Genomic DNA, 15,682 nt, shown 5'->3' with positions numbered 1-15,682 from the left:
CGTCGACGATTAATCGGAACATCGGAATCCCGATCCGAGCGTGTTCAGCGTTTGTCTCGAACCTGGATACTTGTTGTCGCTACTTTAATTGCTGGATCTGTTGCTTATACTTATGTGCGTTTACGCGAGCGCACTCAGGAATACTTCTTGGAGAGAACTGATCAACTTATCCGTTCAACTGCTGCTCAGCTTGACTTGGTCGATTCTTTTTATCGAAGTTTAACTGAAGCAGATCTTAGTTTTATCTTCGCAACGTTAAGCGATGGCAAGGCATATTCATTCCAGTCTGACGAACAATCTCGGGAGCTTATTCTTAACACCCTGAAGCAATTGGATGTCCGCCCTTCGCAGAAGTTGAATCGCATCTTTGAAATGCTTGAAGATGGCTTAGGTGCTCAAGCCACGATATTCACTGTTAGAGACGGTGAATTCGTTCGAGCGAAAACAACTGTGCGTAACCAGAGTGGAGAATTAGCCAAGGGAACAGTTCTTAATTTGGACGGGAGAGTTAAGCCTCTCTTGCTTCAGGGTAAAGAATCTTATGGAATTGAATATCTTTTTGGTCGGCCTTATATCACCCACTACAAACCTATTGAGAATCAGCAACAAGCTGTCGTCGGAGCTATTGGTGTTGGATATCCCCTTGACGAACTTCGTGATGTTGGTCAAGTCATCCAGACATCAGCTGTTGGTTCCTTGGGTTTTTTGACTCTCGTTGATGATAAAGGAGATATTGTTTATCTCACGCTCGGCAAACCACGCGAAGAAATCCAGAAGATAATTGATCAGTCGCGACAATCCAATAATGCTCTGGAACGTATAGCTGGATATGACATTCAGCAATACCCGTTTGAGCGCTGGGGATTTCAAATTTATGTAGGCTCAAAAGTCTCCGAAATCAATGATTTGGCAGCTCGCATCGTTTTTGTAGCGATGGCACCAATTATCCTAATTCTGCTGTCTGTGATTTTGGTTACTGTTTTCTTTGAAAGGCGGCTTAAATCCACTTTGCTAGAAGGAGAGAAACTTCGCCTTGAAGCAGAGCATCAAAGTTTAAGAGCCCATCGAGCTAAGAAAACGGCGTTCCTTGCAAGTAAAGCGAAAAGTGAATTTTTGGCGAATATGAGTCATGAATTACGCACGCCAATGAATGCCATTATCGGCTATAGCGAAATGCTTATTGAAGAGTCGGAAGAATTAGAGCCAAGTGATTTCGTTTCTGATTTGGAGAAGATATTGTCTTCAGGTCGTCATTTGCTGGGCTTAATTAATGGCGTTCTAGATCTTTCAAAAATTGAGGCAGGTAAAATGACGGTTTATAATGAGAAATATTCAGTGAATAGAATTTTAGATGATGTTTGCGCGACAGCAGAGCCTCTTGCCCTCAAAAATAATAATGAGTTTATTTGCGAAAGGCCCAGCAAGTCTGATGATATTGCATTCTTGGATATCACAAAGGTTCGCCAGTCTTTGATTAATCTTATTGGCAATGCCTGCAAGTTTACGGAGAACGGCACTGTACGACTATCGTGCAGATTCATTAATTCAGAGGCTGGAGTTCCACAAATCTCATTCTCAGTCATCGATACTGGAATTGGCATGACAGAACAACAACAGTCCAAGCTCTTTAGCGACTTCAGTCAGGCGGATGCAAGTACGACTCGTCAATACGGAGGAACCGGTCTTGGCTTGTCATTAAGTCGTAAACTCAGCCGCTTAATGGGCGGAGACATTAGTGTTCAAAGTTCGCTTGGGGATGGAAGCACGTTCACGATGATCGTGCCTCGTTATGCGTCCTCTGCTGTGATTGAAGAAAACGAAGATACTCATTCCCTTCACGACGAAGAAAAGGCTAAAAGTTCTGAGGTGGACTCAACAACTTCATCATTAGTGAGTCGCGGAAAAATTGTTGTGGCTGACGATGATCAAGATTCGATGGATTTGATCAAGCGCTTTCTGACGAAAAACAATTTTGAGGTCATTGGTGTTCCCAATAGCGAAATTGGTTTTGAATCGATAGCTGGCATTATGCCGGATGCCGTGATTGTGGATATTAATACTTCAAATTCAGATGAATGGAACGTTTTGGCAATGGTTAAAAGTGATCAGAGGTTATCCTCTCTGCCGGTTGTTGTTGTCAGTCGAGATGACACACAAAAATTGTCAGCGATGCTTGGTGCAGCTGGTTGTTTACAGAAACCGATTGACTGGGGGCGTTTAGAGTCGATTTTGAATCGACTTAGCATTAGCCACAAAGTGGATCAACTAGATGTTGCCCTGTTGCAAAATTGCTCTGAACTTAGCTCGATGATTCAACAAAGGCTTGAGGCGCTAGAAGACATTCAATGTCACTTAACGGTGATGCAGGATCCAGGTTTAATGGAGACATTCGTTTTAAATAATTGCCCGCATCTCATGATTGTGGACATGACCTATCGCGTAGAGTCAACAATTTCCATGATTGAGAACATTCGCCAACACTATAATGCTAGAAAATTACCGCTTGTCGCCATGTCGTCAGAAAGTTTGACGCCTGACATTTTGATGCGTTTGGATTCCGTCGGCACACGTTGGCTTCCATTATCTAATGATAGTGTTCATGTGCTTATCTCTGTAATTGAAGAACTCATTACGCTCTCTACCGAGGCACCTTCAAAGTCATGACAGTGATTCTCCTTGTCGAGGACAACGAGTTGAATCGAGATATGCTTTCTCGTCGACTAACACGTAAAGGTTTTACGGTAGAGATTGCGTGCGATGGCGCGGCGGCAATTGAAAGGGCCAATGAGCTTCGTCCTGATTTGATTTTGATGGACATAGGCCTGCCAGTCATGGACGGCTTCGATGCGACTCGAAAATTAAAAGATGATCCTCAGACCCAATCCATTCCAGTGATTGCATTGACCGCCCATGCGATGATGCAGGACCGCGAAGCTTGCCTGGGTGCTGGATGTGATGATTTTGATACAAAGCCGATCGAGTTGCCCCGTTTGCTTGAGAAAATCAACTCACTGTTGTCCAAGGGTGCTTCATAATGTCTGAACAGTTTTTTTCCGAAGAGACAAATCTCAAGCTATTGCGTCATGATCTTTATAATCCAATCAATCAAATTGTTGGTTACAGCGAGCTACTGACTGAAGAATTAGAAGCAGGAGAAGAACTTGCGGCTGAAGACCTCTCCAGGATCCGAGATTCTGCCCTTGTCTTGCTTGAGATGATCCGCAGCCGATTAACACCTCAAGAGTTACAGGCCGAGAAACATGTATTGAAAAACAATAAAAAATCAGGATCTGTTGTTCAGCTTAAAACTAGTCTTTCAAAGACACCTCACCAACGACAATCAGATCGACTAGGAGGTCGCAAAGGTCGTGTTTTGGTTGTCGATGACAACGCTAGCAATAGGGATATGCTCGTTGCAGCATTGACACGGGATCATCATGTTGTGTCGACTGCTGAGGATGGTGAAGTTGCGATCAATATCGTACAAGAGAAACCCTTTGATTTGATTCTCTTGGATGTGCAGATGCCTCGCTGTAATGGGGAAGAAGTTCTGGAATTTTTGCAGGGTAATGATCAGTTGTCGATGATTCCAGTCATTATGATATCTGGTCTTGATGACATCGATGTTGTTATTCGTTGTATCGACGTTGGTGCAGATGATTATTTGCCTAAACCATGCAATCTCACATTGCTTCGTGCTCGTGTTGACTCATCTTTAGAAAAGAAATTTCGTTATGACGATGATTTGTCGCTCTACGACAATCTCAAGGAAGCCCAGTCACGCGTTCGCTCTCAGATTGATCAGGCACAGTCGGTGATTAGCCAATTGTCGGCTACGGCCAGTAACGATGCCAGCGTGATGCGTCTGCTCAGCCATGTCTCCGAGATTGCATCTGTGTTGGTCGAAAACGACACGGCATTGCATGTGACAATCCAGAAGCTAGAGGTTAAGATCAGCCGTCAATCTGTTGTTTCGCAGGTCAAAGCCATTACTAGCGATCCTGCTTTCCAGTCATTATCGGAACGTGCTCGGTTGATGCGGCAACGACGTCAGCAGCTTGGTGCCTGACGATGGCTACGGTATCCTCCTACTCTTCGGTTGTGCCTGATGCCACTCCTCTTTCGTTAAGGGAGGCCTTTGAACGGTGTCGAGCAGAGACTGAAGAGTGGGCGAAAACTTTTTATCTTGGTACTTTGCTGATGCCGTTAGAGAAACGGCAAGCAATATGGGCTATTTATGTCTGGTGCAGGCGCACAGATGAAATCATGGACAGTCCTGAGGCTCTGTCCAAGCCAAAAGAGCAATTATTGGCTGAATTGGATTCCTGGGAAGAGCACACCCGTGAAATGTTCAAAGGCTGCGTCAATACTTGGTTGGACAAAGTCATGGTTGACACGATCCATCGTTTTTCCCAGCCACTTCAGCCTTATCTTGACATGATTGAGGGTATGCGCATGGATCTCACTAGTTTGCGCTATCAGTCTTTTTCAGATCTGCAATTGTACTGTTATCGGGTTGCCGGCACTGTTGGTTTAATGTCTGAAAAAGTGATGGGGATTGATGATTGCTACACGTCAGCACCGTGGAGTGAAGAGACTGAAACATCTGGAGCAGCAGTTGCTTTAGGAATTGCCAACCAACTCACGAATATTCTTCGTGATGTTGGTGAAGATCGACAACGAGGTCGGATTTATTTGCCTCTAGATGAGATTAATGGTTTTGGATATTCTGAGTCTGAACTTCTCGATGGTGTCATTAATGATCAATGGCGAAACCTGATGGCTTTTCAGATACAACGTGCTCGTGATTGGTTCAAGCGTTCCGAGTCGGGTGTGCGTTTTCTGGCACCTGACGCGCGCTGGCCAGTATGGACATCTCTGCGACTGTACCGGGGGATTCTATCGAGAATCGAAAATAACGATTATGATGTCTTTAATTATCGTGCTTTTGTGCCGCGATATCGCAAACTCATTGATTTGCCCTTTTCCTTTATTCTTTCGCAAGCAAAATGAGACTCTTTTGTGTGAAACTGATATCTTCGTTCGCAGCAGTCAACGCTGCATTGCTTCTGCTGGAGGGTTTTAGTTGCGGCAGAGTTCGTGCTGAACAAGAGCTCCCAACTGCTTCCTCAATCGAGGCGATTACTGGGTCTTGGCCAGTGAGTCGTCGGTTGCCACAGCCCGTTTCGCCGTCGATTCCAGAGGATGCCCTTCAAAACCTCGATATGCAGACAGCCGTTCGTTTAGCAGAAGAGAGGAACCCAGTCATTCTTGAAAATCTGCAATCATTCAAGGCGGCTCAAGATTCACTTGGTTCCGACTTTGCAACGTGGTGGCCTGTGTTGAGCTTTAATCTTAATTTTGGTAATTACAACCAAAATTCCTACTATAACTATGCGGGTGCAAACAGTGGTATTGATACTTCAATCTATTCTGAATATGGGGCCTCTGCAAGCGAGCTCCCCTCTTATATCTTTGCGCGTTCTTACACAAGTAGTTACCTTCAAGGTGTGCAAACTCTTGATTTGAATTGGAAGATCTATGATCCTGTGCGTCAGCCCCAGATCTGGAAAGGTAAGTACCTTGTTAAAGAGGCGGGAAGTGATTACATTATTTCACGCCGTGATTATGCACTTCAGACGCAACAGGCTTACGTGCGCTTGCAGAAGTTTCTTGCGTCTATTCTTACCAGCGAACAGCTTGTTGAGAATGATATGCTGTTGCTCGATCTTGCAAAGTCTAGGAAAAAGCTAGGCGTTTCGTCTGAACTTGATGTTGCTAAGCAGTTGACTGTTCTAAGAACTGATCAGGTCAATCTTGTTAATTCCAAAAGTAGTTCGATGGTTGCACAAGCCGAGCTGGCTGCCTTATTGAATGATCCGAGGGCCAACAAAATTAAGCCCAGCGAAGCGCTCAGTCCTCTGGGCTCTTGGCAGGTTTCTCTTGATGAAACGATCGAGTCGGCCCTGGACTACCGTCAGGTCATTGTTAAAAATCTTTCGATTGCTCAGCAAAATGAATTGCAGGCGCAGATTGATTTGGCAATTTATAAGCCAACAATTGAACTTGTCAATTCTCTGTATTGGACTAAAAACTTAGGTTTTCCAAGCTCAGGTTCTCCTTGGATCATCGAAACAGGTCGAAGTGATTTTTGGAATTCTGAATCCGTGATTCAAGTCACTTTGACGGGGTTTGATGGTGGACGTGCACGCATGGACGCCGAAGCATCACGCAAGCGTGCAAAATCTGCCCAGGCTGCAGCCCAGCAATCTATTAATTCCGTGATTGAAGAGGTTCGGGAGTACTTCTCTCAGTCTGTTGAGGGCAGAGAAGCTGTCATCGTGGCTTCGCAGAGGGTTCAAGCTGCATCGACCGCATTAAAGCTTCAGTCGCTTCGATTCAACGCAGGTTACGGAACGATTACTGATGTCGTGCAGTCTCAGCAAGATCTGACCCAGGCCGTTGAGTCCTATATAAGTCAGCTTTCCGATTACAACCTTGCTCTGGTCAATCTTTCGCGTGCTAGCGGACTGACCTTTGCAGCCGATCCAGGTTTGGTTCAAAAGGTTGGTGATCCCTTGTCTGAGTTGGGATTGACCTCAATCCTGCGAAGGGCGAAAAACTCCTTCAACTCAGACGGATGAAGGTTGCGTGAATTTTTCGGTGTTGCCAGTTAACCTGTCTCCTAAGTAACGCGGCCTTCTCTTCCCCGGAGTCACCATGACGCAGATCATTGCTGTTCACTCTTTTAGAGGAGGCACGGGAAAATCCAATCTCACTGCGAATCTGGCGACAAGTCTGGGGCTTCAAGGTCAGCGCGTCGCTATTTTCGATACCGATTTGGCCTCGCCAGGTGTGCATGTTCTTTTTGGTTATACCCATGAAGACGGTGATCTTTGCCTTAATGATTTCCTTCAGGAAGATGCAGCGATCAAGGATTGTGTTCATGAAGTAACCCCGGCTCCCGTCAAGGCAGCGAAAGGACATGTGTTCCTTGCCCCGGCCTCAATGGATAGTGATCGGATCGCAAGATTACTACGAGAAGGATATCAGGTTGAAAAGTTGAATGATGCGATTTTTGCTTTAGCAGACTCTCTTAAGCTCGATTATGTCATTGTCGATACCCACCCTGGTATCAACGAAGAGACCTTGCTTTCAGCTGCCATTGCTGATTGTTTGGTCATGGTCATGCGCCCAGATAGTCAGGATTATCTCGGAACTGCTGTTGCCATTGAGGTGGCGCAACGGTTGGATGTGGCAAATATCCAGCTTGTGATGAATAAGCTTCCCAGTCAATTCAGTAGAGATGAAGTTCGCCTGCGTATGCAGGAAAGTTATGAGGTGAGTATTGGATCAATTCTTCCTCTGAGTGAAGATTTGCTCACCCTGGCCAGTGGTGGACTTGCTGTTCTTGAATTTCCTAATCACACCTGGTCCACTGCAGTCAGAGATCTTTGCAAGTCCCTCATGGAAGCGTCTGTTTCTGCATGACTGAAGGGGCTTCCCTTGACTTGGAGGCGCTGCCCAGCGGGCCTCTCACCATGGCACTCATGGTTCAGCTTGATCATCCCCCTCTCCGCCGTCTGCTCAAAAAGGGTTTGCGGCGTGGACTTTCCACTGCCGAACTTCGTCAATGTCTTGACTCCGATTGGGGTCTGGCTTTAGAGAGCGAGTCTGCTATTAGCCTTCTCAGGGCTTTGCAGGATCGGCGCTGGTTCATGTCCTCCCCGGATTCCGACGTCTGGAAAACCCATCTCGGTTCTTAAGCCATCACCACCATGCAGCTGACTCGCTCCTGGTACGCCGTTGAGCATTCATCCGCGGTTCCCGCGGGATCTGTGCGCCGTCTTGACTTCCACGGTCAGGCGTTTGCTATCTGGAGAGCTCCTGATGGCCAGCTTTCTGTCCTGTTTGACCGCTGCCCGCACAAGGGAGCGAGCCTCAGTGCAGGACTCGTGGGTGAACAGGGCTTGGCATGCCCTTATCACGGCTGGTGTTATCAGGCGGATGGCCACTGCAGCAAGATCCCAGCCCAAGACAGCTCGCAGTCCATCCCTCGGCGGGCACAAGCGTCCTCACTCCACTGTCATGAGTCGGTTGGCTTTATCTGGATCTGGTGGGATCCTGACGCACGGTCCTCTTCCGAAGAGTTGCCCCCTTTACCGAAGGTTGGTCCTGTCCCGGAGGATGGAGATCGCTCCTGGCGTTCTCTCGAAGGCTCTGTTGAGTGGCAGGCCCACTGGATGAGGGTCCTTGAGGCTTTCATGGACCTCACCCATGCGCCGTTTGTGCACAGTGGCAGCTTCGGGGCGATGGCACCGGACCAGCTGATGCCCGTTGAGCAGTGGGCGAAGGACGATAGTGTTTACGAGAGGGTTCTGGCCCCTCGTGACCGTCACTATCGCGCTGATCAGGGCCGAGGATTGCGCGCTTGGTTCAACCAAGGTGATGAGCAAGGATCCTCAATCTCCTCTGATGACGGCGGGGAACAACACATCCAGCTCTGGCTGGCGAATGTGTCTCTGGTTCGCGTGGTCTTCGGTGATTTCCAGATCTCACTCCTCACGGCCCACGTTCCAGTTGATGGGACCACAACCCGCAATCTCTGGCGTCACTTCCGTTCTTTTTTGCGCAGTCCTCTGGCTGACAGCAATGCGCGCGGTCGTGTCGACCGTTTCATGGCTGAAGATCAACGGACGGTTGAGACCCTCAGGCCTCTGATTCCTGATCTCGATGGACATGGCGATCTCCTGGTCGCCAGCGATGTCTCAACCCTTGCCCTTCGCCGCATGTTGAGAGAAAAGCGCGATGCCGGACTCTTTCGGTAATCGACCTTCCGCTGTTGTTGACCTCCCATTGTTCACTGCCTAAGCCATGGCCTCTTCTCTTCCGATCGAAGCCCTTGATCACGTCGCTCTCACCGTCAGTGATCCCCAACGATCCATGCGCTGGTATGAGGACGTGCTGGGCTTCAAGCCTGCTGCAATGGAAGGTCTGCAGCAAGGACCGCCTTTTCTACTGCGGGTTGCTGAAGGCAACTATTTGAATCTCTTTCCCGCGGACAGTGCTCAGCTCAAGCCTGTGCCTGACCACAGCACTGTGGCGATGCGCCATGTGGCATTTCGCATCACCTATGCCTGCCTCGACGACGTTCAGACGAGGCTCGAATCGCAAGGCCTCTCGATCACAGCTTTTGATTACGGCCCCCGCTGCCGAGCTCTTTTTCTGTCAGATCCCGATGGTCACCAGATTGAGTTGATCGGTTATGCCGAGGGTGTTTTTACAGCCTGAGGATCAGCCGGCAGTCTTGGCATGGAGGCCAACAGACCGACCGCAACGAACACCAGAACAGCTTGAGTCTGGAACGTGGCTCCGTAGCCTGCTGATTCATACATTTGTCCTGCAAGCAAGGGCCCGATCAGGGACGTCAGACTCACCACCGACTGGGTCATGCCTCCGAGGACTCCCTGTTGATTTTCGTTGACGCATAGGGACATTGCCGAGCGCAGGCCAGGGGTGCTGAGTCCCACGCCCCCCGCAAACAAGAGTTGGGTGGCATAAAGATCACGTCCTTCGCTGATGACGGATACTCCCAGCATTGCCACGGCAACAAGGCTGAGCCCGATGATCGAGAGCTTGTCGGGACGAATGGCTTTCAGTAGGCGAGGTAACAATGCACCCTGTACAACGACGGCAACCACTCCGACATACACGAGCACCAGGGAGGTGGGTTGCGGCCCCCAGTTGAACCGTTCTTTGGCTGCCAGTACGAAGATTCCCGAAAAGGCACTGAAGCCCAGATAGAAGAGAAAATAGATGCTGATGAGCTTTTTTAGGCGATGGTCCCCTCGGGTGAATAAAGGATTCGTCGCTTTTTCTTGGGAGGTGATGGGTTGTTTGGGCTTCGACGCTTTTGGGAGATAAAGGCGAATCAAGACAACATTCAGCAGGCAAAAAGCTGATGCCACAAAAAAGGGAAAGCGTGGATCAATGGCCCCGAGTGCCCCACCGATGCCAGGGCCGATGATGAAGCCAAGTCCCAGAGCTGCACCGATGGCTCCGAATCCAACGGTGCGCTGATTGCGATCCTCGACGGTGTCAGCAACCAGCGCCTGGGAGATTGCAAAGACACCGGAGGATGCGCCATTCAAGCCAGAGAACAACAGAAGGATCAGAAGCGAGGTGGAGAGTGCCTGACCGATCAAAGCGACCGCACTGATGGCCACGGTGACCGTCAGAACACTGCGCCGCCCCCATCGGTCGGACAAACGTCCGATCACCGGTGCGCCGATGAATTGCAGGCCTGAGTAGGTCGCCGTGACACTGGTCACAGCGATGGCGTTGAAGGAGCCGGTGAGCTGATGCACGAAGAACGGCACGACAGGCAGCAGCAGGCCGAAGCTGGCGGCATCCACTGCCACCACGAGGCAGAGGACGAGAAGGATTTTTTTGTTCAAGAGTTAAGCTCCTCGGCAGGACTGCCATTGGGGTTGAGCATTCGCTGCAGGACGGGATTGACCTGTTCAGGTCCCTCATCGTGCGGGCAGTGGCCCAGAGATGGAATGATCGCGAGTTCGCGTACGGATGCGTAACGCGTCCACTGTTGAGCCTGGCTGAGTGGCTCCCAGGGATCGGCTTCTCCCCAGATCATCTTCACCGGTGTTTGGATTCTCTGAAGAACATCAGGTGCGAGATGGTCATTGAAGAGGTTAATGAAACCGCGAAAGGATTCAGTCGCTCCTGGACTGCGTGCTGCTCGGTGAAGAACCTCCACCAGAGTGTCGTCCACCGAAGCTCCAGTGGGGTAAGCCAACTGAAGAACTCTTCTGATCACCCCGGGTCGTGCCAGGCTCAGAAAAAGGGAGCGTGTCAGCCAGCGTTGCCGTACGAGTTGTTTCAGCAGGGGGCGACTGAAGGCTCTGAAAGGTGGTTGTTCCGAAACGCGTTTGTCGTCGATCGCACGCTGAGCACAGTCGATCAGCACAACCATTGCTGCAGGTTGGTCGCGTTCCTCAAGGATTTCGGCGGCGCGAAGTGCGACGACTCCACCAATCGAATTGCCAATCAGATCAACACCAGTGAGCCCTTGGTGCGCAATGAAATCCACCACCTGATTGGCCCAGAGGTCGATGCTGTAGCGCACACCCTCAGGAATGGGTTGTTCCCCTTCAAGGATTGAAGGTGGCTTGTCGCTCGATCCAAAGCCCAGCAAGTCGAGAGCGACAACCTGGTGTTCCCCAGTCAGGGCCTTCACGTTGTGTCGCCAGTGTTCTTTGCAGGCCCCGAAACCGTGAATGAGGAGCGCTGTCCTCTCACCATCACGATGGTCTGTCGCAATCCAGCTGATCCTGTGGTTCTTCCAGGTTCCTTCCTTGATCCAGTGATCAGGGAAGACGGCTGCAGTGGCACTGGCGGGCACGGTTGGGACCTTAATGCGGCTCAGTGAGTCTGCACGACATTGCCGCTGGATTCAGTCCACGCTTTGACGCGGCCATCTTCAATGGCCCAGATGCGGTCAGCGTCATTGAGCAGTCTGAGATCGTGTGTCACCAGGAGTACAGCACTGCCACGATCGCGGCAGAGGTTACCGAGAAGTTCCACTACATCCTGGCCAGACCGGCTGTCGAGGGATGCTGTCGGCTCGTCCGCAAGCACCAATTCGGGTTCGGGGGCAAGAGCCCTAGCAATCGCCACCCGCTGTCGCTGACCTCCTGACAGTTCTTCGGGGAAATGATGCAGCCGGTGGCTCAGTCCCACAGCCTCCAGTAAGGCTACGGCCTTGTCACGGCGCTTCTGCGGTTGCGGTTCCGTGAGCTGAAGCAGGATTTGTACGTTCTGCAGCACGGTCAGTGAAGACACCAGGTTGTGGCTTTGGAAGATGAAGCCGATCCTCCGCCGTGTCTGCATCAATACCGTTTCATCAGCACCGTTCAGTTCCTGGCCAAGAACTTGAATTGATCCTTCTTCTACCGATCTAAGGGCTCCAATCAGGGTCAGGAGCGTGCTCTTTCCGCTGCCTGAGGGGCCGACCAACAGGGTGATTTCACCACGGCGCACATCGAATGTCAGATCGTGCAGGATTTGGGTCCGCAACTCCCCTTTGCCATAGCTGTGACAAAGGTTCTCCGTTCGGATCACTGGTGTGTTCGGAGAGGGGTTCTGCATAAAAATTCAGAAAACAGACGCCGGATCGGCATCGCTCAATTTGCGGATTGCGATGGCGGATGCAATGGCGCAGACGCTGATGGTGAGTGCGCCAACCAGCAGAGATTTGTCAAAAGTCATTTGTAATTGGATGCCGGATACTGCTGTCAGCGCTGCGTAGAGAATGGCACTGAGAATCGTCGCGGGGATGAATGCGGAAGCTCCGAGGAGGACTGCTTCCTGGATGACTACGATCAAAATAAATTGATCGGAAAATCCCATGGCTTTGAGCGTGGCGTACTCCTTGAGGTGATCGCTGACATCGGTATAGAGCACTTGGTAAACAACCACACCTCCCACGAGAAGTCCCATGATTGTTCCGAAACCGAAAATGACGCCAAAAGACGAAACATTATTCCAATAGTCCCGCTCTTGGCTGATTAGCTCTGGTTTGGTGAGGACCTGTAGCTCATTTCCATAAAGCGATTTTAAGTCTCTCTGGATTCTGGGTATTTCGGATTGATTGTTGACTCGAACTAGCCCTAAGGAAATTTCGCCAAGGTTGATTTGTCTTGACGCAAGCTGTAAGGCTGTCGCCTCACTACCAATCAAATTGCTGTCTGCAACAAAGGTTGAACCCAGTTGGAATAGCCCCTTGATGCGGAAGGTCTTCTCGAAGTTGGACAAAATCATGTCGAGTGGACCATCGGCCTTAAAGGTTTTGCCTACAGGGCCTGTTTTGATGGCAATGCCGAGTGTGTCGAAGAGAACAAATCCCGGCGTTTTGAGCTGATCGCTTTGTGCGTTGATCTCGGGAACATTCAAGACCGTGAGATCAGGGTCGTAGCCGATCATCCGCAGCGACGTTGGTTTGACCCCGCCAAGCTGTTGAGCGTTGATGTTGGCAATGTAAAGAGGAATGGTTTCCTTGATGCCGCGTAGGCCTAGGGCTTGAAACAGCTGGGATTGTGGGAACTGTTGGTAACTGCCGCTGTTGACGGTGGCAGGGCTAATCAGTACCAGGTCGGTGTCGAGCGCGTTGTAAAACGTGGTGGCGCTTTTTAGCAAACCGGACTGAAAGCCGAGCTGCATGTACATCAGCAATGCAGCGAAACCGATCCCGGTGACGGCAACCAGGTAACGGACCGGCTGGCGTTTTAGCTGCAGCCAAGCCAAAGGCAGATCGTGCCAGTTCAGCCGCGATTTCCATCCCCCACCGCGTGTCATGGCTCGAAGCGCGCTGTCACATTGAGGCCGCTGAGACGATCCAATTGGAGGTCAGGGCTCGGCTCGAGATCGAGTTTCACGAGAACCACCCGTGCATTGACATCGTTGTTGGCCGCGACCGCAAACAAATCACGTTCTGAGACCTTGCCGATAATGGACTTGAGTGTGCCCTGAACTTTTCCGGGAAAACCGCCTGTCTCAGCGGTGATCGAGGCTTTCTGTCCGATCCGTAAACGCTCAACGTCTGTCTGGAAGACCTGGACCCAGGCTTGCATTGACCCTGTGCGGCCCACGACTGCAAGCCCTTCCTCGCTCTCCTTCATCCCTGGCCAGCTGTAAATCCTGATTAGGCGACCATCCAGTGGTGAGCGAACCTCCGCGGCTTTCAACTGGCTTTGGGCTTGAACAAGGGATGCGCGAGCTCCCTCAACGTCAGCTTGCTTTTCCAAAATGCTTGCGGTTGTTTTTGCAAGCTCCTCTTCCGAGATTGCACCTCCCTGAAACAGCTCCTTGCCTCGGCTCTGGCTGATCTTGAGGAACGGCAGCAAAGCTCCAGTGGATTGAAGCTTGGACTGGGCTTGGACGACAGCGGCCTGCAGCTCCTGAAAGCTGCTGAGCCTGACGAGCGCTTGACCCTTGCGAATGGGGTCTCCCTCTCCCGCAAACCATTGCTGAACCACTTCGTTGCCCCCTGCTGTTCCGGCGGGGATTGAGAGCGGCACCAGGCCTCCCTCGGGCATCAGGCGTCCGAGGGCCGTGACCTGCTGAGGACGACTCACCACGGGTTTGGGCGTGGGCTTGGGTTTGAAAGCCGTCCAGCCAAGCGCGCCAACGGCAACAACCCCAAGCGTGATCAACGTGCCGCGGATGACGCCGCGTCGTGCGGGCTGCTCTGTCATCGTTGAAACACGGATTTCCAATGGCGCTGCACCCTAATGCATGCCTGGATAAGGTGGTCGAAATTTCCTTGAGTTCCCATGCGCAGGTTTGCGGTTGAACAGGGCGATTACATCTACAAGGCTGATCAAGACAGCTCAGCCATCTATCTAGTGAAATCCGGATCCGTGGAGATGACCACGCTCTATCCGGAGACCGGGGAGGGCGTGGACGAGACCCATGGGCCTGGGCACGTCTTTGGGGAGGTTGAGATCATTGATAGTCGACCTCGCATTGCCAATGCGCGTGCTGCAAGGTCATGCCAGATCGTTGAGATTCCGAAAGAAGAGCTCATGGAGATCCTTTATGAGAAGCCCGAGAAGAGTCTGATCCTTGGAAAGTCGACTTTTGAACATCTTCGATCTCTTTACGATGACGCCTCGATTGATTCTGACCTCGAGCGTCTAAGAGAGGAAATGCATGTGAGCATTCGTGATGCGGTCGTCGCCCACGAATCCAGGGTCCTCAAGAGCCACAATGGAATGGCTGCGATCGCTGTGCCAATTATTTTGTTGGTTGTTCTCGCTGTTGGCTCCTATTGGTTCTTCCACAGGGCTTAATCCCAGGCCAGCCAGGCGCAGCACAGCACAGTTTGACTTTCTTTCCCTTTGACCCCTCTCTCCCATGTCACAAAAACCAGCGGATAGCGAAATGGATCAGGCGATGGATTCCTTCAGGGCTGAAATGAAGGATGCCATCGATGAAGGCGTGGACGACCATGAGTCCAACATGACAAAAATGGGTTTTTTGTTTCTCGGTATTTTTGGAGGCGTGATCGCAATTGCTGCCCTCATTCCTTGAGGCACTGTCCCTTTCTTTTGTGGTAAGTCATTAAAAAAGGCCCTCTTCCGGGCCTTTTGAACTACTGAGAAGATGAAATCTTCAAACGGCTGTTTTTTGATTCCCGAGTAAATCCTTGAGTTTGGCGAGTTCTCCTGCCCAGCGAGGATCAGGGCCGTCCTCAGCTTTTGCATCGCTGTGGACCACTTTATTGACAGCCTTGCGGGCTGAGCCAGGAGCATGACCTCCCCCGTTCTGACCGGGGCGACGACCACCACCACTGTTGTTGTCGCGTCGTTCAGAGCGTTCGACACGAAGGGCGTTGCCGTTGAACTCCTTTCCGTTGAACTGTTCGATCACAGCATCGGCGACTTTCTCATCATCGATGTTGGCGAAGCCAAAACCACGACAAGCTCCGGTCTCCCTGTCGAAAACAGCTTTGAAGCGGACGCCTTCCCCCACGCTGGTGAGCTGAGCTTCAAGCTCTTTGCTTTCAAAATTCTGCGGCAAATTGCCGATGTAAAGACGCACGCTCATGAAACGGGAGAGAAAAACGGAAAACTGCGTGTCAGGGCCGATCGTTGTCGTCGCTGCA

General features: G+C 50.8%; 16 protein-coding genes. 10 read left to right on the top strand and 6 right to left on the bottom strand.

Annotation, left to right across the window (positions count from 1 at the left end; genetic code table 11):
• The first annotated feature begins 51 nt into the window (after positions 1-51).
• From SynPROS71_RS12180 to SynPROS71_RS12145, 8 genes are all read left to right on the top strand, one after another.
• Positions 52-2,664 carry a Cache 3/Cache 2 fusion domain-containing protein gene (locus tag SynPROS71_RS12180; protein ID WP_186595368.1) on the top strand — a complete coding sequence of 871 codons (2,613 nt, stop codon included), beginning with the start codon at positions 52-54 and terminating at the stop codon, positions 2,662-2,664.
• On the top strand, positions 2,661-3,035 hold the full coding sequence (locus SynPROS71_RS12175) for a response regulator (protein WP_186595367.1): 375 nt from the start codon (positions 2,661-2,663) through the stop codon (positions 3,033-3,035). The genes SynPROS71_RS12180 and SynPROS71_RS12175 overlap by 4 nt, the downstream gene beginning before the upstream one ends.
• A complete protein-coding gene (locus SynPROS71_RS12170) occupies positions 3,035-4,069 on the top strand; it encodes a PleD family two-component system response regulator (RefSeq protein ID WP_186595365.1) in 1,035 nt (344 codons plus the stop codon). Before SynPROS71_RS12175 ends, SynPROS71_RS12170 begins: the two co-directional genes overlap by 1 nt.
• A 2-nt stretch (positions 4,070-4,071) precedes the next feature.
• Positions 4,072-5,013, top strand: a complete 942-nt coding sequence (locus SynPROS71_RS12165; RefSeq protein ID WP_186595363.1) for a phytoene synthase — start codon at positions 4,072-4,074, stop codon at positions 5,011-5,013.
• Positions 5,014-5,171: 158 nt separating this feature from the next.
• A complete protein-coding gene (locus SynPROS71_RS12160) occupies positions 5,172-6,644 on the top strand; it encodes a TolC family protein (protein ID WP_186595362.1) in 1,473 nt (490 codons plus the stop codon).
• 76 nt (positions 6,645-6,720) lie between these two features.
• A complete protein-coding gene (locus SynPROS71_RS12155) occupies positions 6,721-7,491 on the top strand; it encodes a MinD/ParA family protein (protein ID WP_186595361.1) in 771 nt (256 codons plus the stop codon).
• A gap of 287 nt (positions 7,492-7,778) precedes the next feature.
• Positions 7,779-8,828, top strand: coding sequence for an aromatic ring-hydroxylating dioxygenase subunit alpha (locus SynPROS71_RS12150; RefSeq protein ID WP_186595360.1), 1,050 nt, complete (start codon positions 7,779-7,781; stop codon positions 8,826-8,828).
• Positions 8,829-8,874: 46 nt separating this feature from the next.
• Positions 8,875-9,291 carry a VOC family protein gene (locus tag SynPROS71_RS12145; protein WP_186595359.1) on the top strand — a complete coding sequence of 139 codons (417 nt, stop codon included), beginning with the start codon at positions 8,875-8,877 and terminating at the stop codon, positions 9,289-9,291.
• Here the strand turns inward: SynPROS71_RS12145 and SynPROS71_RS12140 are convergent.
• The 5 genes from SynPROS71_RS12140 to SynPROS71_RS12120 are packed head-to-tail and all read right to left on the bottom strand — an operon-like array spanning position 9,264 to position 14,270.
• Positions 9,264-10,457, bottom strand: coding sequence for an MFS transporter (locus tag SynPROS71_RS12140; RefSeq protein WP_186595358.1), 1,194 nt, complete (start codon positions 10,455-10,457; stop codon positions 9,264-9,266). The genes SynPROS71_RS12145 and SynPROS71_RS12140 overlap by 28 nt on opposite strands.
• Complete coding sequence (locus SynPROS71_RS12135; protein ID WP_186595357.1) at positions 10,454-11,419, bottom strand: alpha/beta fold hydrolase; 966 nt, start codon at positions 11,417-11,419, stop codon at positions 10,454-10,456. The genes SynPROS71_RS12140 and SynPROS71_RS12135 overlap by 4 nt, the downstream gene beginning before the upstream one ends.
• A gap of 20 nt (positions 11,420-11,439) precedes the next feature.
• Entirely contained in the window at positions 11,440-12,165 is a 726-nt protein-coding gene (locus SynPROS71_RS12130; RefSeq protein WP_186595356.1) for an ATP-binding cassette domain-containing protein, read from the bottom strand.
• A 6-nt stretch (positions 12,166-12,171) separates the two neighbouring features.
• A complete protein-coding gene (gene devC / locus SynPROS71_RS12125; RefSeq protein WP_186595354.1) occupies positions 12,172-13,371 on the bottom strand; it encodes an ABC transporter permease DevC in 1,200 nt (399 codons plus the stop codon).
• Positions 13,368-14,270 carry an HlyD family efflux transporter periplasmic adaptor subunit gene (locus tag SynPROS71_RS12120; protein ID WP_186595353.1) on the bottom strand — a complete coding sequence of 301 codons (903 nt, stop codon included), beginning with the start codon at positions 14,268-14,270 and terminating at the stop codon, positions 13,368-13,370. Before SynPROS71_RS12120 ends, devC begins: the two co-directional genes overlap by 4 nt.
• A 78-nt stretch (positions 14,271-14,348) precedes the next feature.
• Between SynPROS71_RS12120 and SynPROS71_RS12115 the strand changes: the two genes are divergently transcribed.
• Together SynPROS71_RS12115 and SynPROS71_RS12110 are read left to right on the top strand one after the other, a co-directional pair.
• Positions 14,349-14,867: a cyclic nucleotide-binding domain-containing protein gene (locus SynPROS71_RS12115; RefSeq protein WP_186595352.1), complete on the top strand. Its 519-nt coding sequence runs from the start codon at positions 14,349-14,351 to the stop codon at positions 14,865-14,867.
• A gap of 64 nt (positions 14,868-14,931) precedes the next feature.
• A complete protein-coding gene (locus SynPROS71_RS12110; protein ID WP_186595351.1) occupies positions 14,932-15,108 on the top strand; it encodes a hypothetical protein in 177 nt (58 codons plus the stop codon).
• A gap of 81 nt (positions 15,109-15,189) precedes the next feature.
• Here the strand turns inward: SynPROS71_RS12110 and SynPROS71_RS12105 are convergent, their stop codons facing one another.
• Entirely contained in the window at positions 15,190-15,624 is a 435-nt protein-coding gene (locus SynPROS71_RS12105) for an RNA-binding protein (protein ID WP_186583502.1), read from the bottom strand.
• Positions 15,625-15,682 lie beyond the last annotated feature (58 nt).

Origin of the sequence: Synechococcus sp. PROS-7-1, assembly GCF_014279795.1 — a bacterium.
Classification (GTDB): domain Bacteria; phylum Cyanobacteriota; class Cyanobacteriia; order PCC-6307; family Cyanobiaceae; genus Synechococcus_C.
Note: the sequence above shows the minus strand (reverse complement) of the source record. Positions and strands in the feature narration are given on the sequence as shown.

Bases quoted from the DNA above. Each gene is read 5' to 3' on its own strand.
- SynPROS71_RS12175 (WP_186595367.1), top strand. From the start codon at position 2,661: ATGACAGTGATTCTCCTTGTCGAGGACAACGAGTTGAATCGAGATATG.
- SynPROS71_RS12170 (WP_186595365.1), top strand. From the start codon at position 3,035: ATGTCTGAACAGTTTTTTTCCGAAGAGACAAATCTCAAGCTATTGCGT.
- SynPROS71_RS12165 (WP_186595363.1), top strand. From the start codon at position 4,072: ATGGCTACGGTATCCTCCTACTCTTCGGTTGTGCCTGATGCCACTCCT.
- SynPROS71_RS12155 (WP_186595361.1), top strand. From the start codon at position 6,721: ATGACGCAGATCATTGCTGTTCACTCTTTTAGAGGAGGCACGGGAAAA.
- SynPROS71_RS12150 (WP_186595360.1), top strand. From the start codon at position 7,779: ATGCAGCTGACTCGCTCCTGGTACGCCGTTGAGCATTCATCCGCGGTT.
- SynPROS71_RS12145 (WP_186595359.1), top strand. From the start codon at position 8,875: ATGGCCTCTTCTCTTCCGATCGAAGCCCTTGATCACGTCGCTCTCACC.
- SynPROS71_RS12130 (WP_186595356.1), bottom strand. From the start codon at position 12,165: ATGCAGAACCCCTCTCCGAACACACCAGTGATCCGAACGGAGAACCTT.
- devC (WP_186595354.1), bottom strand. From the start codon at position 13,371: ATGACACGCGGTGGGGGATGGAAATCGCGGCTGAACTGGCACGATCTG.
- SynPROS71_RS12120 (WP_186595353.1), bottom strand. From the start codon at position 14,270: ATGACAGAGCAGCCCGCACGACGCGGCGTCATCCGCGGCACGTTGATC.
- SynPROS71_RS12115 (WP_186595352.1), top strand. From the start codon at position 14,349: ATGCGCAGGTTTGCGGTTGAACAGGGCGATTACATCTACAAGGCTGAT.
- SynPROS71_RS12110 (WP_186595351.1), top strand. From the start codon at position 14,932: ATGTCACAAAAACCAGCGGATAGCGAAATGGATCAGGCGATGGATTCC.
- SynPROS71_RS12105 (WP_186583502.1), bottom strand. From the start codon at position 15,624: ATGAGCGTGCGTCTTTACATCGGCAATTTGCCGCAGAATTTTGAAAGC.